Origin of the sequence: Streptacidiphilus jeojiense, assembly GCF_000719095.1 — a bacterium.
Lineage (GTDB): Bacteria > Actinomycetota > Actinomycetes > Streptomycetales > Streptomycetaceae > Streptacidiphilus > Streptacidiphilus jeojiensis.
Map to the genome: position 1 here is coordinate 74,211 of NZ_JOEH01000018.1, position 22,010 is coordinate 96,220.

The following is a 22,010-nucleotide window of genomic DNA, read 5'->3' on the forward strand; positions in this document are numbered from 1 at the left end:
ACGTGGTGAGGACGGCAAGAGGCGAATGCCTACTTGGCGCCCTTCGGGGTGAACCGCAGGGCTCCGTCCAGGCGGATGGTCTCGCCGTTGAGGTAGACGTTCTCGGCTATCTGCTGGATCAGTTGGGCGTACTCCTCGGGGCGACCCATCCGCTTGGGGAACGGGACCGCGGCGCCCCAGTAGGCGTCCAGCTGTGCCGGGTCGGCGTCCCCGAAGGCCGGGGTCAGGAAGGTGCCGGGGGCGACGGTGACCACCCGGATGCCCAGCGGCGCGAGGTCGCGGGCCAGCGGCAGGGTCATCGCCACGATGCCGCCCTTGGCCGCGCTGTAGGCGGCCTGGCCGATCGTTCCGTCGTAGGCGGCGATGGACGCGGTGTTGATGATGACGCCGCGCTCCCCGTGCTCCAGTGGTTCGCTGCGCGCCATAGCCGCCGCGGCCAGGCGGCCGATGTTGAAGGTCGCGTTGAGGAAGACCTCGACCACCCGGGTGAACGACTCCTGCGGAGCCGGCCGGTTGTCCCGGTCCAGGGTCCGCGACCCGCCGCGGCCGCCGTGCGCGACGACCACGATGCGCAGCTGCCCCAGCTCCGCCGCCTGGTCCAGCGCCGCCTGGACGCTGTCCTCGTCGGTGACATCCGTACGGACGAACACGGCGCCGTCGCCGAGGTCCTCGGCGACCGCCTTGCCCTTGGCCTCGTCCAGGTCGCAGACCACGACCCTGGCCCCGGCCGCGTGCAGCCGGCGGGCCGAGGCGGCCCCGAAGCCACCGCCGCCGCCGGCGACCAGCGCTACCGCACCCTTGATGTCCATGTGTGTGTACTCCTCCGTCAGAATGCCGGGGCCTGCGGGCGCAGCTTGACGTAGCCGCCCGCGTCGACCCTCATCTGCAGGCCAGTGATGTAGCGGGATTCGTCGGACAGCAGGAACAGCACGGCGTCCGCGATGTCCTCCGGTTCGACGTAGGGGATCCCCATCGCCGTCTGGGAGGTGAACGACTCCAGGGCGTCGGCGCGGCCGGGCTCGGCCAGGTCGGGACGGAACACCTGGTACATGACGTCGCTGTTGAGCATGTCGGTGTTGACGTTGGTGGGGTGTACCGCGTTGGCGCGGATGTTCCGGGAGGCGAGGGCGGCCGCGAGGTCGTGCACCAGCGAGGCGACCGCGCGCTTGGCCCAGGAGTAGCCGAGCCCACCGGAGCCCTTGGCGACGTTGTCGAGGCTGCCGGGGACCAGCGCCGCGAGGCTGCCGGTGGCGACGATGGAGGCGCCCGCGCCCAGGTGCGGCAGAGCGGCCTCGATGGTGTTGAAGACTCCGCAGAAGTCGACAGCCACGGCGTCGACGAAGGCGCTGCCGTCGGTGGTGCCCAGCGGGCAGATGGCCGCCTGGGCGACGACACCGTCGAGCCTGCCGAACTCGGCCACGCCGTCGGCGAGGGCCCCGGCCAGGGCGCCCCGGTCGCGCACGTCGGCGACCCTGGCGACCATCCGCCGGCCCTGCTTGGCGACCTGACGCTCCGTCTCCTCCAGGTCCTCGCGCCGGGCCAGCGGGTACTGGTTGGAGTCGATGTCGGCGCAGATGTCCACGCCGATGATGTCCGCGCCCTCCGCCGCGGCGCGAACCGCGTGCGCGCGGCCCTGGCCGCGGGCGGCGCCGGTGATGAAGACGACCTTGCCGTCCAAGCGTCCCATGATCACTCCTTATCAGCTAAATCATATGCCTATTTTTGACGCATGGTCCAGTCGGCGACCAGGTCTGCGTAGTCGCGGTAGCCGCACAGCGCGGCGGCCACGACCGGGGCGACCGCCGCGGGTTCGGCGTCCATGAGCAGTTGCACCAGCACGTGGTGCGGCCCCTCCGGCGGGGTGAGCGCGGTCGCCAGCCGTCCGTCGATCACCCCGGCCCGGGCCACCGAGGCGAACGAGCCCGCCGACGGCCCCGGCGCCTCATCCAGGAGCACCGACGAGATCTGACGGTTGATCACACCGGAGAGGTCCGCGAGCAGCGCCAGGACCCGTTCCACCACCACCCCGACCGCGGGATCACCCGCCAGCCGGGCGGCGTCCACCGGGCCGATGGCCTCCAACTGGCCGACCGAGGTGCGCATGGTCATCAGGCTGCGCTCGATCGCGGGCACGTTCAGGGGTGGGGTCACCCAGCCATCCTCACGGCCCGGAGGCCGCGCGGCACGCCCCGGTTCCACCTGCCGGGATGCTCGATGGACCCGTCCCGCTCCCCCGTTGGAAAGTCGGCCGACAACTTCCTTCCTTGGACCAGGGGGTCCGGTGCGCTCTTTGAGTGACCTCTTCCGCAACGTCATGCAGCTCGGATACGTGACGGACGACATCGACGCCGCGACGGCGTACTTCGAGTCCACGTTGGGGACCGTGGACTGCGTCAAGCACTACAAGTCCTCACTGGGCGGCGGACGCCCCCCGGCCCTCGGCGGCGAACCGGGCTCCTCCTTCGTGGTGGTCGACGGCGTTCCCGCCGAGGAGTGGGTCATCGACGTCGCCCTGGTCAACGCGGGCGCCACCAATCTGGAGATCATCCGCCCGGTCAGCGGCGCGGTCGACCTCTACCGCGGCGCGGTACGACCCGGGCGGCCGGCCACCCTGCACCACCTCGGCTTCCGGATCGACGACTTCGACGAGGCGTCCGCGGTCGTCGCGGCCGCCGGCAAGGAATGGGCGCAGTTCGGCGTCAGCGGCGACATCCGCTTCGGTTACCTCGACCTGACGGCCGAGCTGGGCCACTTCGTGGAGGTGATGGAGCTCGGGCCGCAGAGCGCCGAGGGCTTCGCCCAGCTCGAAGCGGTGTCGAACGCGGTCACGGACGCGGTCACGGACACGGACAAGCAGTGACTTCTTCATCCACCATGGCGAAGGGAACGGGCATGAGCGAGCAAGGTGCGGCCGGGGACGAGTACGACGTCATCGTCGTCGGCTCGGGCGGCGGACTGATCGGCGCCTACACCGCGGCCTCCCACGGGCTGCGGACGCTGGTCATCGAGAAGACCCCGTACGTCGGCGGCACGACCTCCTACTCGGGCGCGGGCATCTGGCTGCCCGGCAACGCCGCCGAGCAGCGGGCCGGCGTCGAGGACAGCCCCGAGGCCGCCCGCCCCTACCTGGACGCGATCATCGGCGACGACGCACCGGTCGCGCTGCGCGAGGCGTTCCTGCAGGCGGGCCCGCGCATGATCGACGAGCTGGAGCAGAACCCGCTGTTCCAGTGGTTCGAGTGGAAGGGCGTGCCGGACTACTTCGAGGGCCGCCCCGGAAGCCTGGCACAGGGCCGCACCGTCTTCCCGCCCGACTTCCCGCGCGCCGAGCTCGGCAGCCTGGAGCCGCTGCTGCGCCGGCCGCTGTGGACCGAGCGCTGGGGCGTGCACCCCGGCCTGCAGTTGATCGGCGGTCAGGCATTGATCGGCCGGGCGCTGCTGGCCTACATGGAGACCGGCAATGGCTCGCTGCGGGTGAACACCGCGCTGCAGAGCCTGCTGGTGGAGGACGGACGGGTGGCCGGCGTGGTGGCCCTGCAGGACGGCGAGCAGGTGACCTTCCGCGCCCGCCGCGGCGTGATCCTGGCGGCCGGCGGGTACGAGCGCAACGGCGAACTGCGCCGCAGCTTCCAGCCGGCGGTGGGCGACGAGTGGACCCAGGGCTGCGAGGGCAACACCGGCGACGCGCTCACCGCGGGCATCGCTGTCGGCGCGGCCACCGACCTGCTGGAGGAGGCCTGGTACGCCCCCGGGCTGGTGGTGCCGGACACCCGGCCGGTGTTCTACACCTCGGTGTGGAGCGGCATCTGGGTCAACGGCGAGGGCGAGCGCTTCATGAACGAGCGCCTGCCCTACGACCGGGCCGGCCACGAGATGCTGCGCCTGGGCCAGCTCTCCACGCACTGGGTGTTCGACCAGCGCCAGCTCGACAACGAGCGGGCCTTCGCCACGCTGCCGGTGGCACCGGAGGTGCCGGGCTGGTTCGACGTGGAGAAGTTCGTCGAGGCCGGGGTCCTCAAGCGGGCGGACACCCTGGAGGAGCTCGCCGAGCTGATCGGGGTGCCCGCCGCGGCCCTGATCAAGAGCGTCGACCAGTTCAACGGCTACGCGCGGGCGGGCAAGGACGAGCAGTTCGGCCGCGGCGAGGCCCCCTGGGACCTGATGGTCACCCACCTGGCCGGAGCCCACACCGACGGCCCCAACCCGGTCCTGGGCGTGATCGACAAGGGGCCGTTCTACGCGGCCACCATCGTCCTCTCCGACCTCGGGACCAAGGGCGGCCTGCGCACCGACGAGCACGCCCGGGTGCTGCGGACCGACGGCTCGACGATCACCGGGCTGTACGCCTCGGGCAACACCATGGCCCCGATGTCGGGCCGGATCTACGCCGGCGCCGGCGTGCCGGTGGGCTCCTCGATGGCCTTCTCCTACATCGCCGCGCTCGACCTGGCGGAGCAGGGCTGATCGACGGCCGGCCGGGCGGGAGCCCGGCCGGCCTCATCGGCCAGCACCTGCAGATGACGCCGCATCAGCTGCTGGGCGAGTCCGCAGTCCCCGGCGCCGACCGCCTCCAGGATGCTGCCGTGGGCCTGCCGGTCCTCCTCGTCACCCAGACAGGCGGACGGCGGGTCGCCGGCCCCCTGACGGGTCCACAGCTCGGTGACGATGCGCAGGAACACCGCCAGCACCGGATTCCCGGCCGCCGAGGCCAGCTCCCGGTGGAAGGCGTCGCCGTGTCCGACGGCCGCGCGCAGCCGGTCGGCGGTCCCGGGCGGGACGGGCCCGCCCGCGAGGGCCTGCACACAGGCCAGCTCGATCGCCTCGCGCACCTCGCGCAGGTCGGCCGGGCCGATCCCCTCGCGGTCGAGGTACAGGGCGGTGGTGTGGATGCTCGCCGTGGGATCCGGAGCCTGCACCACCAGCCCGCCACCGGCCCCGCGGCGCATCCGCGCCACACTGTGGTGCTCCAGCAGCCGCACCGCCTCGCGCAGCACCGACCGCGACACCCCGTAGCAGCCCAGCAGGTCGGCCTCGGAGCCGAAGACGCTGCCGACGCGCCAGCCGTCGGCGGCGATGTCGTCGTGGATCCGGTCGGCGACCAGCTCGGCCAGTTTGCGGCCGCCGCTCCGCCGGGCCTCCGCCGGGCCGAGCAGCAGCTGCCCGGCGGGGCGGCGCGCCTGATGGTCCTTCATCCACTGCGTCGACCACTCCAGCTGCTCGGCCATCACGGCGTCGGCAGCCTTGGCGTCGCCCGCGCTGACGGCCTCGACGATACGGATGTTGCGCTGGTGCGCCCCGGCCTTCTCCGCGTCCGGGTCCTCCCCCGGGATGCTCTGCGAGGCCCGTGCGTAGCGCGCGGTCAGCCGCACCAGGACCTCGATCAGCAGGCGCAGCGCCGCGTTCCCCGAGGAGCGGCTGAGGATCACGTGCAGGTCGTCGTCGGTGCGCAGGTCCCACTCGTCCCAGCGCTCGCGTTCGATCGCCAGGACCTCCCGCAGCCGGCCTCGGAGCTCCTCGGTGACGGCCGCGGCCGCCAGCCGCACGCTGAGCGGTTCCAGCAGCAGCCTGGCCCGCATCAGGTCGTCGACGCTGGTGCCGACGAACTCGAGGTAGACCACCAGCGCGCGGGTCACCGGTCCGATGTCGGGCGCGGCCACGAACAGTCCGCCGTTGGGCCCCCGGCGCATCCGGGCCACCTGGTGGTGCTCCAGCAGCCGCACCGCCTCGCGCAGCACCGACCGGCTGACCCCGAACCGCTCGCGCAGCTCGGCCTCGGATCCGAGCACCTCGCCCACGGGCCAGCCGCGGGCGAGGATCTCGTCCTCGATCCGTCGCGCCACCTGGACCGCGCGTCTGTCGGACGACGGCGCGCTGCGAGGAGTCCCGGCGTCGGCAACGGTGGCGGTCACAGCAGCGCAGATCTCGGTCTCCCCCGGTTCACCGGCCGCCCGACGCCTTCCGGTCGCGCAGCAGGTACGACAGCACCACGTCTTCAAACTCGTTCTTGCGCTCCATCATCGCCCAGTGCCCGCAGTCGTGGAAGACGTGCAGCTCGCACCTGGGGATCAGCCGCATCGGCAGCAGTGCGTTGTCCAGCGGCGTGACCCGGTCGTCGCGTCCGATGGTGAGCAGCGTCGGCGCCTGGATCGAGGTGAGCATCCGGGCCTGGTCGGCGGCGCCGGTGCGGACGTCGCGCATGGCGGCCAGCGACCCGGCGTTGAACAGTCTGCCGAGGTCGGCGAGCGCGTCCGGGGCCGACGCCGCCTTCCAGCGCATCTCGACGAACTCGTCGGTCAGGATGGCGGTGTCGTAGACCATGGACTCCATCCAGGCCTGCAACCGCTCGCGGGTGGGCTCCTGGACGAACTGGACCAGGAGTTTGATGCCCTCCGGAGGGGCCGCGCTGAACAGCGGCAGCCCCACGCCGCCGATGGTGACCAGCCGGCTCACCCGGTCCGGATGGCCGGCGGCCAGCCGTGCGGCGACGTTGCCGCCCATGGAGTTGCCCACCACCGGAACGGCGTCGAGGGAGAGTGCGTCAAGGAAGTCGAGCGCGGCGGGCAGCGCCGCGAACATCGGGTTGCCCTCGCTCGGGTAGCTCTTGCCGAACCCAGGGAAGTCCAGCACCAGCGTCCGGAAGTGGGCGGCGAAGACCGGCAGGTTGGCGCCGAAGTTGGCCCAGCCGCTCACCCCCGGGCCGGAGCCGTGGAGCAGCAGCAGCGGGGGGCCGTCGCCGGCCTCGTGGTAGTGCAGGGGGCCCCGGGGCGTGTCGACCGTCCTGCTGGTGGCGTCGTGCGTCAGTTCGCTCATCCCCGGCCTCCCCGCACCCAGCCGAAGTCGTGCCAGTAGGTCTTCAGCTCGGCCACCGGCCTGGGCCAGGTCTCGATGTAGGTGACGCCCTCGGACCCGGCCGTCATGGTGTACGGGGTGCCGGCCCGGCTGAGGAACACCTCGCCCGGCCCGACCCGGACGACCTGCTTCGCTCCACCCTCCTGGTGCTCGATGCGGTACTCGCCGGCGAGCACGAACAGCATCTCGTCGAGGTCGTGGTGATGGCGCGGCACGGTGAAGTCCGCTCGCACGCGCAGCGGATTGCGGTTGAAGCGCGGGACGTCGATCGGCTTCGTGGTCACCCACATCGCACCGTCGAAGGTCGCCGCGAAGTCCACCGGGGCATCGGCCAGCGAACCACCGTCGTTCCAGAAGTAGTTCGGGTGGCTCTGCTGGTCGAGGGACATCGGAACCCAGTCCGAATCCTCTAGGAGATTGCCGAAAGTGATAGTCACCCGGCAACCGTAGGAGCGGCCCGGACACGGTGTCACCGAGCGGTTCCACCTGACGGGATGCGCCGGCGTTCCGCCCATCGGGACCGGGGAATGCCGCCCGCCGCCCGGTTCGACACACTCGCCGCATGCCAATCGAGAACTTCAGTCTGGTGAACGACGAGGGCTGGATGGACATGCCCCTCGATGTCCTGCCCAGCTACCTGTGGGCCGAGGGCGGCCAACTGGCCGATGCCCCGGTGAACTTCGAGAAGACCTTCGGCGGCAACATGTGGGTCTCCACGCGAGTGGACCGGGAGTTCAACATCAACGGCCTGCGCTGCTCCCCCGATTTCGCGGTGCCCCGGCACCACCACAACCTCGACGAGATGATCATCGTCTTCGCCGGCCAGTTCCACGTCACCTGGGGCAGGGACGGGGAGGAGGGCAGCCGCACCGTCGGTCCCGGCGAGTTCTGGATCAGCCGGGCGGGCACCCCCTACCTGATGACGGCGGGTCCCGAAGGGGTCTCCTACACCGAGACCTGGCCCGAGCCGATGGCCGAACTGCTGACCTACTGGCACGACGAGGGCTGGGTCCGGCGCTGACCCGGCGCCGGTCCCGCTCGGAGCCACGGAGGGGTCACTGCCGGGCAGCGACCCCTCCGGCGCTCAGGTTCGCATTGCGGATCGCCTCGGCGGTGCCGGACACCGCCTCGGCCAGCGCGGCCCACCGCATCCTGCCCACCGGCCCGGTCACCGACACCGCCGCGATCACCCGGTCCCCACCGCGGATCGGCGCGGCGACGCAGGCCAGCCCCTCGTACACCTCACCGCGGTCGAAGGCCACGCCGGCCTCGCGCACCCGCATCAGCTCCGCGTGCAGCGCGAGCGGTTCGGTGATGGTGTTCGCCGTCCTCCTGGGCATCCGCGCGCTGACCACGTCCTGCACGGACTCGTCGTCGAAGGCGGCCAGGGCCTTGCCCAGGGCGGTGCAGTGGGCCGGCTTGCGGCCGCCGCGGCGGGTCGGCAGCCGCAGCGGGCCCGAGGTGACGCGTTCCAGGTAGACCACCTCGGCCTGGTCCAGGACGCCGAGCTGGGCGGCCATCCCGGTCCGCGCCGCCAGCGCCTGCAGGTGCGGCAGCGCGGCCTCCTGCAGCCTGGTCCCGGCCACCGCCAGGCTGCCCAGTTCGAACATCCGCAGGCCCACCCGGTAGCCGCCGGGGTCGCGTTCGATCCAGCCGACCCCGCACAGCTGGTCGGCCAGCCGGTGCAGGGTCGACTTCGGCAGCCGGGTCCGCTCGCGCAGGTCACCGAGGCTGAGCACCTGCCGGCCGTCGCTGAAGGCCGCCATGATGACCGCGATCCGCCCCAGCACGGTGCGGTCCGAGCCGTGCAGGCCGCCGTCCTCGTCGTCCTCGTGCCGGGTGTCCGCCGGCTGGGTGAGTGTTCTCGTCGACATGCTCAAAGACATGGCTTCCTCCTATTCAGGGCACCTTTGCCCTCAGACCGCAGGAGTGAGTCCGGCTGCGGCGCCTCCCGCCGCCGACCGATTCCGCCCTGTCCCTGGGCCGGTCCGCGCGGGTCAATGAGCTAAATGAGTATCCTGTTAGTAGGATCATCCCCGCCGGATGGGCTGTCAAGAACCTTGCAGGCCCAGCAGACGCACAGGACCCCGGCGGCGGCGCTCCAAGGCTGGAGCGCTGCCGCCGGGGTCCTGTCAGGGGTCCGGTTCACTCGCTCCAGAGGTAGCGGTCGGCCACCCGGTGGTGGTTGTAGATGGTCATCTCCTGGTCCTCGCTCAGCCGGTGGCCGTCGAAGCTCGGGGAGTGCATGCCGACGGTGACCTCCTTGGCGTTCATCAGGTCCTGGGTGAAGACCTCGCCGAGGTCCGCGTCGCGGAAGTCCTCGAAGAACTCCGGCTGGTGGTCCCGCTTCCTGCCGTAGTCCGCGACCGGGACCTGGTCCAGGCTGAAGATCTCGAACACGCAGCTGTCCGGGTCGTCGCCGTTGGGCCGGGCCCGGTACATGAACGAGGAGCCCTGGTTGGGCAGCAGGATGGTGTTCGGGAAGACGTTCCACGCGGTGCCGGCGTCGGCCCACTTCTCCGCCGGGATCTCCGGCCAGTCGTAGCCCTCGGCGACCGACAGCTCCCGGTAGAGCTGCAGCATGTACTCGCCCGCGTTCATGCCCTCGGGCACCTCGGCGGTCTTCAGCGCCTGGGCGGCGCGCCAGCTGCGGTCGTTCTCCAGCCCGCGCATGTCGTCGGCGATGTACTGGACGCTCAGCGCGACGCTCAGCCGCGGGTCGACCACGTCGTTGGTGCCGCGGGCGGTCGGGTCCTTGCCCGCGTCGGCGCTGGTGTTCTTCTTCTGCCCGATGCTGGAGTAGTGCGCGTGCCGCTCGTACGTGGTGGTCGGCGACCAGACCCGGTTCTCCAGCTCGGCCAGCGAGGCGATGTTGGTGTTGGACTTGTCGAACCGGAACAGCTGCGGATGGGTCCCGGCCACGTGGTAGGCCTCCAGGAACCCGTCCAGCGCGGTCTTCCAGTTGCAGGGCAGGATCACGCCCTTCTGCCAGCGGATGCGCATGTTCTGGTACTGGAACGGCTCGAAGATCCTGGGGATCGGGTCCAGGTACTCCAGCAGCGGCATGGCGTTCGGGTCCATGGTGATAAACACGAACCCGCCCCAGGTCTCCGCGCGCACCCGGACCAGGCCCAGGTCCTCGTCGGTGCGCGGCACGAACTCCTCGCGGTCCAGCACCAGCCGGATCGAGCCGTCGAGGTTCCAGCGCCAGCCGTGGAACGGGCAGATCAGCGAACCGACCCTGCCGCGCCCCTTGGCCAGCCGGGTCCCGCGGTGCCGGCAGGCGTTGTAGTACGCGCTGACCGCGGTCCTGGACTCGCGCACCACGATGACCGAGTGCGAGCCGATCTCGTACTCGACGTAGTTGCCGACCCCGGGCAGCTCCTCCTCCCGGCAGGCCACCAGCCAGGTCCGGGTGAACACCTTCTCGAGTTCGAGCTTGAGGAACTCGGGGTCGAGATAGCGCCCCTTGGGCACGTACGCGCGGTCCAGCCGGTACTTCTCCGGCACCGCCTCGGCGGGGACGTCACCCTCGAACCACGGGGTCTGCCCGGTCAGCCGGGGCTGGGACTCAATCGAAACGGACACCGGAACCTCTCCTCCACCAAGTCCTGTCTCTGCCAACGGATGTCAGTTCGCATCGGGGCCGGCGATCTCGGCCCCGTCCTCGCGGCGCACCACATGGATGCAGTTGCCGGGGCAGCCGTCGGCCGCGTCGATCACTTCGAGGCGCAGCGCCTCGGGCACGTCGGCCCGCGCGCCCGCCTCGCTCAGGCGCTCGCCGTCGGCGTGCTCCTTGACGTAGGCCAGCCCGTCGCCGCCGAACTCAAACACCTCCGGCGCGTACTGGATGCACAGACCGTCACCGGTGCACAGCTTCTGGTCGATCCACACGCGTACGTCATCGCTCATGGGCTCCTACCCTCGTGGTCTGCGGAGCGCTGCGGGAGGCGCCCTGCCTGCGCCGTTCGCCGTCCCGGCGGCGGCCTCGGCGACGACTCTCCCCGCGGCGCCGGCGAGCGTCCATCGCGTGTCCCACCGAGCGGAATCGCGGGTGACGGGCGGGCCACGGCGGCTCATACACTCGCCGACGCTTCCACCCAGCCCCCGCCCCACCACTTCCTGGAGGTCGGTCCGTGACCGAGACCGTGGCACCTGACATCCGCGCCGGCATCAGCACCGACATCCTGATCGTCGGCGCCGGTCCGGTCGGACTCTACGGCGCGTACTGCGCGGGCTTCCGCGGCCTGCGGACCGTACTGGTGGACGCGCTGCCCGAGTGCGGCGGCCAGATCACCGCGCTCTACCCGGAGAAGCAGATCCGCGACATCGCCGCTGTCCCCACCGCACGCGGCCGTGACGTGGTGGCCGCACTCAAGGACCAGGCCGACGCCTTCGGCCCCACCTACCTGCTGGGCCGTCAGGCCGTCGGGCTCGCGCACACCCCGGCCGGACGGGTGCGGGTGACGCTCGCCGACGGTGCGGTGGTCGACGCCGGGGCGGTGGTGGTGACCGCCGGGATCGGCACCTTCAGCCCGCGCACCCTTCCGGCCGGCGAGGAGTTCCTCGGCCGCGGGCTGAGCTACTTCGTGCCGGCCCCCGAGGAGTACACCGACCTCGACGTGGTGATCGTCGGCGGCGGCGACAGCGCGCTGGACTGGCTGCTGGCGCTGCATCCGATCGCCCGGTCGGTGACGCTCGTCCACCGCCGCAGCGGGTTCCGCGCGCACGCGGCGAGCATCCGCGAGGCCTACGAGTGCGGCGCCACCATCATCACCGACGCCCAGGTGACGGCACTGACCGGCGACTCCCGGCTGCGCGAGGCGCAGGTGCGGGTCGACGGCGAGGACCAGGTCCGGGTACTGAAGGCGGACGCGGTGGTGGCCGCACTCGGCTTCCTCAGCAACCTCGGCCCGCTCGCCGAGTGGGGCGTGGAGCTGGACCGGCGCACCATCGTCGTCGACACCCGGATGCGCACCACGGTGGACCGGGTCTACGCCGCCGGGGACGTCACCGCGTACCCGGGCAAGGTCAAGTTGATGTCGGTGGGCTTCGGCGAGGTGGCGACCGCGGTGAACAACGCGGCAGTCGCCCTGGATCCCGCACTCTCGCTCTTCCCCGGCCACTCGACCGAGGCGTCGGCGTAGGGCACCATGGAAATCGCTTAATCAGTAATCCAATTACAACGAAGGTGGTACCGCACGTGGCCGCTCAGGCGCACCGCAAGCTCTACATCGACGGGCAGTGGCAGGACAGTGCGGCCGACGGCGTGCTCACGGTCCTGAATCCCGCGACCGAGGAGACCATCGCCACCGTCCCCGACGCGACCGTCGGCGACGTCGACCGGGCGGTCGCCGCCGCCCGCCGGGCCTTCGACGAGGGCCCCTGGCCGACCATGAGCGTCCGGGAGCGCTCCGGGCTGATGCTCCGGATGGCCGACGCCCTGGAGCGACGCTCGGACGAACTGAAGGAACTGGCCGTCCGCGAGGCCGGTTCGACCCGGGCCCTGGCGGACACCCTGCAGGTCACCGTCCCGCTGCAGCACTTCCGCGACATGGCCGAGCGGGTCCTGGGCCAGTTCCCCTTCGAACAGCCGATGCACCCCACCCTCGGCCCCACCCTCGCACAGGGGGTCGTCCGCCGGGAGCCCTACGGGGTGGCCGCACTGGTCTCGGCCTACAACTTCCCGCTGTACCTGAACATCCTGAAGCTGGCGCCCGCGCTGGCCGCCGGATGCACCACCGTCCTCAAGCCGGCACCGACCACTCCGCTGGCGGCACTGGTACTGGGAGAGGCGGCCGACGAGGCAGGGCTGCCGCCCGGGGTGCTCAACATCGTGACCGGGGACATCGCCGCCGGACAGGCACTCACCACCCACCCGGGCGTCGACATCGTCAGCTTCACCGGCTCGGACTCCGTCGGCCGGCTGATCTACGCCCAGGCCGCGCCGACGCTGAAGAAGGTGGTCCTGGAACTGGGCGGCAAGTCCGCCAACATCATCTGCCCGGACGCCGACCTCGACCGGGTCGTCCCCAACGTGGTCAACGGCATGACCGCGCACGCCGGCCAGGGCTGCTCCCTGCTCACCCGGACCCTGGTCCACGAGTCGCGCCTGGACGAACTGGTCGAGCGGGTGACCAAGGCGCTGGCGCAGGTCAGGGTCGGCGACCCGGCCGACCCGGCGACCACGATGGGCCCGCTGATCAGCGCGGCCCAGCGCGGCAAGGTCGAGGCGCTGATCGGCGTCGGCGAGCAGGAGGGCGCGCGGATCGTGCACGGTGGCGGGCGACCGGCCGGGCTGGACCGGGGGTTCTTCGTCGAGCCGACGCTCTTCGTGGACGTGGACAACTCCATGACGATCGCTCAGAAGGAGTTCTTCGGCCCGGTCGGCGTCGTCATCGGCTACAAGGACGAGGACCACGCGGTGCGGCTGGCCAACGAGAGCGAGTTCGGGCTCGGCGGCGGCGTCTGGGCGGCCGACCCGGTCCACGCGTACCGGATCGCCACCCGGATCCGCGCCGGGATGGTCTACATCAACGGCGGCGGCGCCGGCTCCAGCCCGCACACCGCGTTCGGCGGCTATAAGCAGAGCGGGCTGGGCCTGGAGCGCGGCGAGTACGGCCTGGAGGAGTTCCTGCACTCCAAGAGCGTCATCTGGAGCGCCCGCTGAGCACCGGTCAGTTCCATTCGCCCCCGACGAAAGGCAGTGAGTGAGATGCAGGCACACATCGACCTCAACAGGTGCTCCGGGCACGCGCGGTGCGCCGCGGCGGACGAGGAGGTCTTCCAGCTCGACGACGTCGGCTACGCGCTGCGCGCCGAGTTCGACGTCCCCAGCGGCGCGGAGCAGGCGGCGCGTCTGGCCGCCGCCTCCTGCCCGGAGCGCGCGATCACCCTGACGGACTGAGGAGAAGACCGTGCAGCAGCAAGCCGTCGAACAGTGTCCCGTCCACACCTACTCCCCCCATGAGCCGCGGCCGCTCGGGGAGTGGAACGCCTTCTTCGACCGGTTGCGCGAGGAGGCACCGGTCGTCCGCAACACCTTCGCGGGCGGCTACTTCGTGCTCACCCGCTACGAGGACATCCTCGCCGCCTACCAGGACCCGGACACCTACTCCAGCGAAGCGGTCACGGTCATGGACCCTGATCCGGCGCACCGCTGGATCCCGCACATGCTCGGCGGCGAGGAGCACCGCCAGTGGCGCCGCAACCTGGGCCCGGCCTTCTCCCCGCGCGCCGTCAGCGGCCTGGACGACCGGGTGCGGCAGCGGGCCGGCGAGCTGATCGACAGCTTCGCCGACCGCGGCTCCTGCGACGTGATGACCGACTTCGCCTTCAGGTTCCCCACCTCCATCTTCCTGGAGCTGATGGGGCTGCCCAGCGGGGAGCTGGAGCGGTTCATGGACTGGGAGGCCGACATCCTGCACTCCCGCGGCCCGGATCCGGCCACCATCGCCCGCCAACGCACCGCCGCCCTGACCGCGGTCGGCGACTACGTCTCCTCGGTGATCCGGGAGCGGCGCGCCGACCCCGGCGAGGACCTGGTCAGCCAGGCCCTGCAGTTCCGGTTCGAGGGCCGGACGGCCACCGACGAGGAGCTGCGCTCCTACTGCGTCTTCATGTTCATGGCCGGGCTGGACACCGTGGCCGCGCAGCTGGGCTACATCCTGCACCACCTGGCCACCCACCCGGAGGACCGGCGCAGGATCGTCGACGAGCCGGAGCTGCTCCCGGTCGCGGTCGAGGAGTTCCTGCGCGCCTACTCCTTCGTCATCCCGGCCCGCAAGGTGAAGCGCGACGTCGAGGTGGCCGGGTGCCCGATCCCGGCCGGCTCGATGGTGCAGCTGCCGCTGGCGATGGCGACCAGGGACGCCGCCGCCTTCGAGGACGCCGGGCAGGTGCGGATCGACCGCACGCCCAACAACCACATCGCCTTCGGCGCGGGTCCGCACCGGTGCCTGGGAGCCCATCTGGCCCGGCACGAACTGCAGATCGCGCTCACCGAGTGGCACCGGCGCATCCCCGAGTACCGACTGGCCGAGGGGGCGGTCACCCGGGAGACCGGCCGCAGCTCGGGGCCGGACACCGTGCCTGTCGTCTGGGACCGGCAGTAGCACGGCCGGCCCCGTACGTGCGGCCCGGCCCCCGCCAGGGGCCGGGCCGCGAACACACCCTGAGGGGCGGCAGCCTTCAGTGCAGCCCGCCGTCCACCCGCAGCAGCGAGCCGGTGGTGTAGCTGGAGGCCGGGGAGGCCAGGTAGAGCGCAGCGGTCACGATCTCCTCGGGCGAGCCGGCCCGCCCGGCCGCGTTCCTCCAGGTGCGCTCACCCTCGTCGGGCCAGTGCTTGGCGATGTCGGTCAGGAACGGGCCGGCGGACAGGGTGTTCACCCGCACCTTCGGCGCGTACTCCAGGGCGAGCACCGTGGTGAGCGCGTTGAGCGCGGCCTTCGCCCCGGCGTAGGGGCCGAACCGCGGGCTGGGGAACAGCGCACCGCTGGAGGAGACATTGATGACCGAGCCGCCCTCGCCTTCGCACATGCGCCGGGCCACCAGCGATCCGAGCCGGAACGGGCCCTTGAAGTTGACCCCCACCACCTTGTCGAACAGCTCCTCGGAGGTCTCCGCCGAGGACGGCGCCAGCGGCGACATCCCCGCGTTGTTGACCAGCACGTCGACCCGTCCGAAGTGTCCGTACGCCGCGTCCGTCAGCTGCTCGCACTCGGCCCAGTGCCCGACGTGGCAGGAGACGGCCAGCGCGCGCCGGCCGAGGGCCTCCACCTCCTCGGCGGCGGCCTTGCAGCTGTCCAGCTTGCGGCTGGCGATGACCACGTCCGCGCCGGCCCGGGCGAACGCCAGCACCATCTGCCGGCCCAGCCCGCGGCTGCCGCCGGTGACCAGGGCGACCTTGCCGGACAGGTCGAAGAGTCCGGACGTACCGTCAGTTCGGTCGCTGCCGCTCACACGCCGAACTCTTCCAGGATCGACGCGTACCGCTCCCGGGCCGCCGCCCGGCGCGCGGGAATGTGCTCGGTGGGGAACAGGCCGGGTGCCGGCTGGTAGCCGCGGAGCACGCGCTTGGCGACGGTGGCCTTGTGCACCTCGGTCGGCCCGTCGGCCAGGGCCAGCTGCGGCAGCGCCGCCCACCACTCGGCCAGCGGCGTCTCATGGGTGATGCCGAGGGAGCCGTGCAGGTGCAGGGAGCGCTGGACGATGTCGTGCAGCACCTGGGCGAGCGCGACCTTGCACATCGCGATGTGGGTGCGGGCCGCCCCGTGCGGCTGGTTGTCGATGATCCAGGCCGTCTGCAGCACCAGCAGCCGGAACTGCTGCAGCTGGATGGCGGAGTCGGCGATGAACCCCTGGACGAACTGGTGCTCGGCGAGCACCCTGCCCTGGGTTCGCCGCGACAGGGCGCGCTCGCACATCATGTCGAAGGCCCGCTGGCACTTGCCGACCACCCGCATGGCGTGGTGCACCCTGCCCCCGCCGAGCCGGGACTGGGCGACCTTGAACCCCTCCCCCGGTGCCCCGAGCATGGCGTCGGCCGGGACCCGGACCTGGTTGTAGCGGATGTAGGCGTGGATGCCCTCGTCCAGTTCGTCGCGCTCGTTCACGGTGGCGACATTGCGGATGATCTCGATGCCGGGGGTCTCCGACGGGATGATGAACATCGACATCCGCTGGTGCGGGGCCGCGTCCGGGTCGGTCACCACGAGGGCGATCAGGAAGGACGCGTAGCGGGCGTTGGAGGAGAACCACTTCTCGCCCTCGATGACCCAGGTGTCGCCGTCACGGGTGGCCCGGCAAGCGAACTCCTTGGGATCGGCGCCACCCTGAGGCTCCGTCATGGAGAAGCAGGAGACGATCTCGCCGTCCAGCAGCGGCTGCAGATAGCGGGTCCGCTGCTCCTCGGTGCCGTACATCGCCAGGATCTCGGCGTTGCCGGTGTCCGGGGCGGCGGTGCCGAACACCGTCGGCGCCCAGTAGGAGCGGCCCAGGATCTCGTTCATCAGCGCCAGCTTCAACTGGCCGTACCCCTGGCCGCCCAGGTCGGGGCTGAGGTGGCAGGCCCACAGGCCCTGCTCCCGCACCCTCTCCTGGAGCGGCCTGAGCACGGCCCGGGACGCCTTGTTGGTGACGTCGTAGGGGTCTCCACCGTGGGGGAAGAGCAGGTCCAGCGGCTCGCACTCGTCACGGACGAATGCCGCCATCCAGTCCAGCTTGCGCTGGAACTCGGGCTCGGTCGCGAAGTCCCACATCCGCAGCTCCCGTCGTCAGCCATACTTGAATCGTCTTACTAAATAATACAAGATAGATGTTAACCCCGACAAGCAGTGCCGTGACATGAGGTGACGAAGATGACGGTACGTCAGGTCGACGACGACCTGCTGGCAGCGCTGCGCGAACAGGTCGACGCGCACACGGCCGCGAGGCACCGGGGGTCGCGGGTGCGCGACCTGCGCCCGCTGACCGGCGGCACCTCCAGCCTGACGTTCACCGTCGAGCTGGAGGGCGTCCCGCGCGCGGAGACGCCGATGGTGCTCAAGGTCGCCCCGCCCGGCCTGCCGCCGGTGCGCAACCGCGACGTGCTGCGCCAGGCGCGGTTGCAGAAGGCGTTGCAGGCGGCCGAACGCACCCTGGCCCCGAACGTCTTCTTCTCCGATCCGGGCATCCCGCCGGAGGTGCCGCCGTTCATGGCGATGAACCTGGTGACCGGCGAGTGCGTGGAGCCCGTCCTGCAACCGCAGGGCGAGCGCCCCGAACCCGGGCAGGTGCACGCACGGTTCCTGGACGCCGCACGGCTGTTGGCCGCGCTGCACCGGGTGGTGCCGGAGGCGGTCGGACTCGGCGCGGAGCCCGTGGTGGGACTGGACGAGGAGATCGACCGCTGGACCCGGGCCTTCGACACCCTGCCCGCCGAACTGAGCGGCGACTACCGGCGCGTCGCCGCGGCGCTGCACGCCACCGTCCCGGCCCCGCTGACTCCGGTGATCAACCACGGCGACTTCCGGCTCGGCAACGCCTTCTGCGCGGACGGCCGGATCAACGCCGTGATCGACTGGGAGATCTGGTCGGTGGGCGACCCCCGGGTGGACGTGTCCTGGCTCGCCTTCTTCACCGACGACGCCGGTCACCCCGCCGCCGATCCGGGGCCCGCGGCGGGGACGCCGGCCGGCGCCGACGTGGTGCGCGCCTACCAGGCGGACATCGGGCGCACGCTGCCCGACCTCGACTGGTTCCACGCCCTGACCCGCTACAAGGAGTCCGGCCTGACCGGCCTGCTGATCAAGCGCGCCGACAAGAGCGGCCGGCAGCTGACCGGCGCGATGGCGCGGATGCGGCCGGGACTGCCGGTACTGCTGGACCAGGCCATGCACTACCTCGGACGCTGACCCGTGCATCCACGGGTCTCGGTCAGCAGCCTGTGCTTCCCCGCCCTCGGCGCCGTCCAGGCGGTCGAGGCGGTCGGCCGGCTCGGTGTCGGCGCCATGTCCCTCACCGGCCGCGTCCTGCGCGAGGCCGGCCCCGACGCGGTGGCGGCGGCCTGCCGGCGGCACGCCGTGGCGGTCACCACCGCCACCGGCTCCCTGGCACTCGACCCCTCCTCGGCGGCGGCCCTGGACGCCTCGCTGAGCCGGGCCAGGGAGGACGTCGACCTGGCCGCCGCGGTCGGCGCCCGGTCCGTCTACGGACTCCCGGGACCGCGCGGCGCGGCGGAGTGGAAGGACCGCGTCGAGGCCTTCGCCGACGCGGCCGGTCCCCTGGTCGCGCACGCGGCCCGACGGGGCGTCACCCTGGCCGTGGAGCCGGTCAACTGGCTCTACGCGGACCTCGGTTTCGTGCACTCCTTCCACGACGCGATCGCCGTCGCCCGGCGCTCCGGCCTGGGGGTGTGCCTGGACCTGTTCCATGTGTGGACCGAGGGCGGGCTGCGCGAGGAGATCGCGGAGAACGTCGACCTCATCACCCACGTGCAGCTGAGCGACATGACGCCCGGCGCGCGGGCGCTGCCGTGCCGGACCGTGCCCGGTCAGGGCATCGTCCCGCTCGCGGGGCTGGTGGAACAGCTGCTGGAGGCCGGCTACCAGGGCACCTTCGACTGCGAGCTCAACGGACCCGACATCGACGCGTTCGGCCACGCCGAGGCCGCGGCGCAGTCGGCGCGGTGGCTCGATGCGCTGCTGACCCGTCTGGGTGCGTGACACGAGCTTAATCAGTATACTCATATCAATTAGTTCACTGCCTTGACCGCCTGATTGGAGAGACCATGAGTGTTCGTTCACTCGGCTATCTGCGGTTGGAGACGCCCGACATCGAGGGCTGGAGGCGGTTCGGGGCCGACTTCCTCGGCCTGATGCCGGTCGAGGGCGCCGACCCGGAGTCGCTGTACTTCCGCATGGACGACTTCCCCACCCGCATAGCCGTCGCCCCCGGCTCCCAGCCGGGCATGACCGCCCTGGGGCTGGAGGTCCTCGACGAACGCGAACTGGACAGGCTGGCCGCCAAGGTCGAACAGGCGGGCATCAAGGTCACGGTGGGAACAGAGGCCGAGAGCGCGGCGCGCCGGGTCACCGGCTTCGTCCGGTTCAGCGACCCGGGCGGCAACCCGGTGGAGCTGTTCTACGGCACCGTGCTCGACCACGTCCCGGTCCGCACCCCGCTGGTCTCCAAGTTCGTCACCGACGGCATGGGCCTGGGGCACGCCATCGTCTCCGCGGAGAACCCCAAGGAGACGGTCGACTTCTACCTGGGGGTGCTCGGCTTCATCGAGCGCAACACCATGAGGTCCCCGGGCGGCACCACCTACTTCATGGGCTGCAACCCGCGCCACCACACCCTCGGCGTCACTCCGCACCCCGGCCCCGGCCGGCTGCTGCACGTCATGGTGGAGGCCGCCACCATCGACGACGTCGGGCTCGCGCTGGACCGCGCCCACGCCCTGGAGGTGCCGATGATGCACTCCCTGGGCAAGCACACCAACGACCACATGGTGTCCTTCTACGTCTGGTCGCCGGAGAACTACGCGGTCGAGTTCGGCTGGAACGGACTGCAGGTCCCGGAGCCGGTGCCGGTCTACGAGATCACCGAGGGCGCGTTCTGGGGGCACCGGTTCACGCCGCCGCCCGCACCGCCCGCGCCGGCGGCCTGACCGGAGCCGTCGCGCGGACGCCGAGGCCCTCACCCCGCTGCGGGGGTGAGGGCCTCGGCGTCCGTCAGCTGCAATTCTCAGCGCGGAGCCATCCGGATCCCGCCGTCCAGGCGGATGGTCTGGCCGTTGAGGTAGGGGTTCTCCAGCATCTCGACGGCCAGCCGGGCGTAGTCGTCGGGGTCCCCCAGCCGCTTGGGGTGCGGGACGGTGGCCGCCAGGCCCTCGCGGATGTCGGCGCGCAGCCGTCCCAGCATCGGGGTGTCCATGATGCCCGGGGCGATGGTGTTGACCCGGATCTGACGGCCGGCCAGGTCGCGTGCGGCGACCAGGGTCAGCCCGTGCACCCCGGCCTTGGCGGCGGTGTAGGAGGTCTGGCCGATCTGCCCGTCGAAGGCCGCGACCGAGGCGGTGAGCACCACCGCCCCGCGGTCCCCGTCCACCACGTCATTGGCCGCCATCCGGGCGGCGGCCAGCCGCAGCACGTTGTAGGTGCCGACCAGGTTGACCCGCACCACCTCCGCGAAGGTACCCAGGTCACCCGGGTTCCCCTCGCGGTCCAGGATCCGGGTCCGGTCACCGCCGCGGCCCGCGCAGTGCACCACGAAGCGCAGCGTGCCCTGCTCCTGCGCCGCGTCCAGCGCCTTGGCCACCTCGGCCTCGTCGGTGATGTCGGCCCGGACGAACCGCGCCGCCCCGCCCAGCTCCTGCACGGCCGCGGCGCCCTGCTCCTCGGAGATGTCCGCGATGACCACGCGGCCCCCGCGCCCGACGATGCGGCGCGCGGTGGCGAGCCCGAGGCCCGAGGCCCCTCCGGTGACGAACGCACTGCTTCCGTCGATCTGCATTCCGGCTCCTCACAGTCCCAGGGACTTGCTGATGATGGTCTTCATGACTTCGCTGGTGCCACCGTAGATACGGGTGACCCGGGCGTCGGCGTACAGGCGGGCGATGGGCGACTCCAGGATGTAGCCGTAACCGCCGTGCAGCTGCAGGCACCGGTCGATCGACCGGCCCTGCACCTCGGTGCAGAACAGCTTGGTGGCCGCCGCGTCCGCGCCGGTCAGCTCTCCGGCGACCCTGGCCGCCACGGCCGCGTCGAGCAGGGCCTGCGCCGCCTGCAGTTCCGCCGACACCGCGGCGAGCTCGAACTTGGTGTTCTGGAAGCGGGCCAGCGACTGGCCGAAGACGGTCCGGTCGCGCACATAACCGACGGTCAGGTCCAGTGCGGTGCGCGCCTGGGCGACGGCTCCCACCGCGATGGCCAGCCGCTCCTGGGCCAGGTTCCGGCCCAGCAGGGAGAAGGCCTCCCCTGGCGCCCCCAGCACATTGGCCGCCGGGACCCGTACGTCATCGAAGGACAACTCGACGGTGTCCTGGGTGGTGAGGCCGATCTTCTCCAGCCGGCGTCCGACCGAGAAGCCCGGCATCCCCTTCTCGACCACCAGCAGTGAGAGCCCGCCCCGCCGGTCGTCCGGCTCGGCCGAGGTGCGGGCCACGACCACGACCAGGTCCGCGTGGTAGCCGCCGGTGATGAAGGTCTTGGCGCCGTTGAGGACGTAGTCGTCGCCGTCGGCCACCGCCCTGGTGGTGATCCCGGCCAGGTCCGAGCCGACCCCGGGCTCGCTCATCGCGATCGCGGTGTACAGCTCGCCGCTGGCCAGTCCGGGGAACCACCGCGCCCGCTGCTCGTCGTCGGCGAAGGCGAGGAAGTAGGGGACCACCACGTCCAGGTGGGTGCGCAGCCCGCCGAGGGTGACGCAGGCTCGGGCGCACTCCTCCTGGATCACCACATTGAACCGGTAGTCGTCCTGTCCGCCTCCCCCGTACTGCTCCGGGACGGCGGTGCCGATGATCCCCACCTTGCCCAGCTGCGTGAACAGTTCGCGCGGCACCAGGCCGGCCGCGCGCCACTGCTCGTAGTGGGGCAGCACCTCACCGGCGATGAAGTCCCGTACCAGCAGCCGGAAGTCCTCATGGACCTCGTCGAACAGAGTCCTGCGCATCAGCCCTC

The 22,010-nt window shown here is 71.5% G+C and carries 23 protein-coding genes; 10 read left to right on the forward strand and 13 right to left on the reverse strand.

Annotation, left to right across the window (positions count from 1 at the left end; genetic code table 11):
* Positions 1 to 29: 29 nt before the first annotated feature.
* The 3 genes from IF29_RS0123750 to IF29_RS0123760 are packed head-to-tail and all read right to left on the reverse strand — an operon-like array spanning position 30 to position 2,151.
* Entirely contained in the window at positions 30 to 809 is a 780-nt protein-coding gene (locus IF29_RS0123750; protein ID WP_030258469.1) for an SDR family NAD(P)-dependent oxidoreductase, read from the reverse strand.
* Positions 810 to 826: 17 nt separating this feature from the next.
* Complete coding sequence (locus IF29_RS0123755; RefSeq protein WP_030258472.1) at positions 827 to 1,687, reverse strand: mycofactocin-coupled SDR family oxidoreductase; 861 nt, start codon at positions 1,685 to 1,687, stop codon at positions 827 to 829.
* 29 nt (positions 1,688 to 1,716) lie between these two features.
* A complete protein-coding gene (locus tag IF29_RS0123760; RefSeq protein WP_157623902.1) occupies positions 1,717 to 2,151 on the reverse strand; it encodes a hypothetical protein in 435 nt (144 codons plus the stop codon).
* Positions 2,152 to 2,281: 130 nt separating this feature from the next.
* Here IF29_RS0123760 and IF29_RS0123765 point away from each other — a divergent pair, with 130 nt between their 5' ends.
* Together IF29_RS0123765 and IF29_RS0123770 are read left to right on the forward strand one after the other, a co-directional pair.
* Positions 2,282 to 2,860, forward strand: a complete 579-nt coding sequence (locus IF29_RS0123765; RefSeq protein WP_232242410.1) for a VOC family protein — start codon at positions 2,282 to 2,284, stop codon at positions 2,858 to 2,860.
* Positions 2,861 to 2,892: 32 nt separating this feature from the next.
* Positions 2,893 to 4,464, forward strand: a complete 1,572-nt coding sequence (locus IF29_RS0123770; RefSeq protein WP_030258481.1) for an FAD-dependent oxidoreductase — start codon at positions 2,893 to 2,895, stop codon at positions 4,462 to 4,464.
* Here the strand turns inward: IF29_RS0123770 and IF29_RS0123775 are convergent.
* Genes IF29_RS0123775 through IF29_RS0123785 form a run of 3 tightly spaced genes read right to left on the reverse strand, consistent with a single transcriptional unit; the run spans position 4,428 to position 7,286 of the window.
* Entirely contained in the window at positions 4,428 to 5,909 is a 1,482-nt protein-coding gene (locus IF29_RS0123775) for a FadR/GntR family transcriptional regulator (RefSeq protein ID WP_157623903.1), read from the reverse strand. The two genes, IF29_RS0123770 and IF29_RS0123775, sit on opposite strands and share 37 nt — an antisense overlap.
* Positions 5,910 to 5,937: 28 nt before the next feature.
* Positions 5,938 to 6,810 (reverse strand): alpha/beta fold hydrolase, encoded by an 873-nt coding sequence (locus IF29_RS0123780; protein ID WP_030258484.1) that lies wholly within the window; start codon positions 6,808 to 6,810, stop codon positions 5,938 to 5,940.
* Positions 6,807 to 7,286, reverse strand: coding sequence for a cupin domain-containing protein (locus IF29_RS0123785; protein WP_232242411.1), 480 nt, complete (start codon positions 7,284 to 7,286; stop codon positions 6,807 to 6,809). Before IF29_RS0123785 ends, IF29_RS0123780 begins: the two co-directional genes overlap by 4 nt.
* A gap of 125 nt (positions 7,287 to 7,411) precedes the next feature.
* Here IF29_RS0123785 and IF29_RS0123790 point away from each other — a divergent pair, with 125 nt between their 5' ends.
* Positions 7,412 to 7,870, forward strand: a complete 459-nt coding sequence (locus IF29_RS0123790) for a cupin domain-containing protein (protein ID WP_030258488.1) — start codon at positions 7,412 to 7,414, stop codon at positions 7,868 to 7,870.
* Positions 7,871 to 7,904: 34 nt separating this feature from the next.
* On the opposite strand, the gene IF29_RS0123795 is transcribed toward IF29_RS0123790, so the two are convergent.
* From IF29_RS0123795 to IF29_RS0123805, 3 genes are all read right to left on the reverse strand, one after another.
* Complete coding sequence (locus IF29_RS0123795) at positions 7,905 to 8,735, reverse strand: IclR family transcriptional regulator (protein WP_084714848.1); 831 nt, start codon at positions 8,733 to 8,735, stop codon at positions 7,905 to 7,907.
* A gap of 259 nt (positions 8,736 to 8,994) precedes the next feature.
* Positions 8,995 to 10,437: an aromatic ring-hydroxylating oxygenase subunit alpha gene (locus IF29_RS0123800; RefSeq protein WP_232242412.1), complete on the reverse strand. Its 1,443-nt coding sequence runs from the start codon at positions 10,435 to 10,437 to the stop codon at positions 8,995 to 8,997.
* A gap of 42 nt (positions 10,438 to 10,479) precedes the next feature.
* Positions 10,480 to 10,761, reverse strand: a complete 282-nt coding sequence (locus IF29_RS0123805; protein ID WP_030258494.1) for a ferredoxin — start codon at positions 10,759 to 10,761, stop codon at positions 10,480 to 10,482.
* Between the two features lie 224 nt (positions 10,762 to 10,985).
* On the opposite strand from IF29_RS0123805, the gene IF29_RS0123810 reads away from it, so the two are divergent.
* From IF29_RS0123810 to IF29_RS0123825, 4 genes are read left to right on the forward strand one after another with little or no spacing between them, the layout of a single operon-like run.
* On the forward strand, positions 10,986 to 11,996 hold the full coding sequence (locus tag IF29_RS0123810) for an NAD(P)/FAD-dependent oxidoreductase (RefSeq protein ID WP_232242413.1): 1,011 nt from the start codon (positions 10,986 to 10,988) through the stop codon (positions 11,994 to 11,996).
* Positions 11,997 to 12,052: 56 nt separating this feature from the next.
* The gene (locus IF29_RS0123815) at positions 12,053 to 13,519 is read left to right on the forward strand and encodes an aldehyde dehydrogenase family protein (RefSeq protein ID WP_030258498.1); all 1,467 of its coding nucleotides are present in this window, start codon (positions 12,053 to 12,055) and stop codon (positions 13,517 to 13,519) included.
* A gap of 45 nt (positions 13,520 to 13,564) precedes the next feature.
* A complete protein-coding gene (locus tag IF29_RS0123820; protein WP_030258501.1) occupies positions 13,565 to 13,756 on the forward strand; it encodes a ferredoxin in 192 nt (63 codons plus the stop codon).
* A 10-nt stretch (positions 13,757 to 13,766) separates the two neighbouring features.
* Complete coding sequence (locus IF29_RS0123825) at positions 13,767 to 14,963, forward strand: cytochrome P450 (protein ID WP_030258504.1); 1,197 nt, start codon at positions 13,767 to 13,769, stop codon at positions 14,961 to 14,963.
* Positions 14,964 to 15,039: 76 nt separating this feature from the next.
* On the opposite strand, the gene IF29_RS0123830 is transcribed toward IF29_RS0123825, so the two are convergent.
* The gene (locus tag IF29_RS0123830; protein WP_030258506.1) at positions 15,040 to 15,810 is read right to left on the reverse strand and encodes an SDR family NAD(P)-dependent oxidoreductase; all 771 of its coding nucleotides are present in this window, start codon (positions 15,808 to 15,810) and stop codon (positions 15,040 to 15,042) included.
* On the reverse strand, positions 15,807 to 17,108 hold the full coding sequence (locus IF29_RS0123835; protein ID WP_030258510.1) for an acyl-CoA dehydrogenase family protein: 1,302 nt from the start codon (positions 17,106 to 17,108) through the stop codon (positions 15,807 to 15,809). Before IF29_RS0123835 ends, IF29_RS0123830 begins: the two co-directional genes overlap by 4 nt.
* A 99-nt stretch (positions 17,109 to 17,207) precedes the next feature.
* Here IF29_RS0123835 and IF29_RS0123840 point away from each other — a divergent pair, with 99 nt between their 5' ends.
* From IF29_RS0123840 to IF29_RS0123850, 3 genes are all read left to right on the forward strand, one after another.
* Positions 17,208 to 18,242: a phosphotransferase family protein gene (locus IF29_RS0123840; protein WP_030258511.1), complete on the forward strand. Its 1,035-nt coding sequence runs from the start codon at positions 17,208 to 17,210 to the stop codon at positions 18,240 to 18,242.
* Between the two features lie 3 nt (positions 18,243 to 18,245).
* Complete coding sequence (locus tag IF29_RS0123845; RefSeq protein WP_051725836.1) at positions 18,246 to 19,052, forward strand: sugar phosphate isomerase/epimerase family protein; 807 nt, start codon at positions 18,246 to 18,248, stop codon at positions 19,050 to 19,052.
* 65 nt (positions 19,053 to 19,117) lie between these two features.
* Entirely contained in the window at positions 19,118 to 19,999 is an 882-nt protein-coding gene (locus IF29_RS0123850) for a VOC family protein (protein ID WP_030258516.1), read from the forward strand.
* A gap of 77 nt (positions 20,000 to 20,076) precedes the next feature.
* Here the strand turns inward: IF29_RS0123850 and IF29_RS0123855 are convergent, their stop codons facing one another.
* Complete coding sequence (locus IF29_RS0123855) at positions 20,077 to 20,844, reverse strand: SDR family NAD(P)-dependent oxidoreductase (protein ID WP_030258518.1); 768 nt, start codon at positions 20,842 to 20,844, stop codon at positions 20,077 to 20,079.
* A 9-nt stretch (positions 20,845 to 20,853) separates the two neighbouring features.
* On the reverse strand, positions 20,854 to 22,002 hold the full coding sequence (locus IF29_RS0123860; protein WP_030258521.1) for an acyl-CoA dehydrogenase family protein: 1,149 nt from the start codon (positions 22,000 to 22,002) through the stop codon (positions 20,854 to 20,856).
* Positions 22,003 to 22,010: the final 8 nt, after the last annotated feature.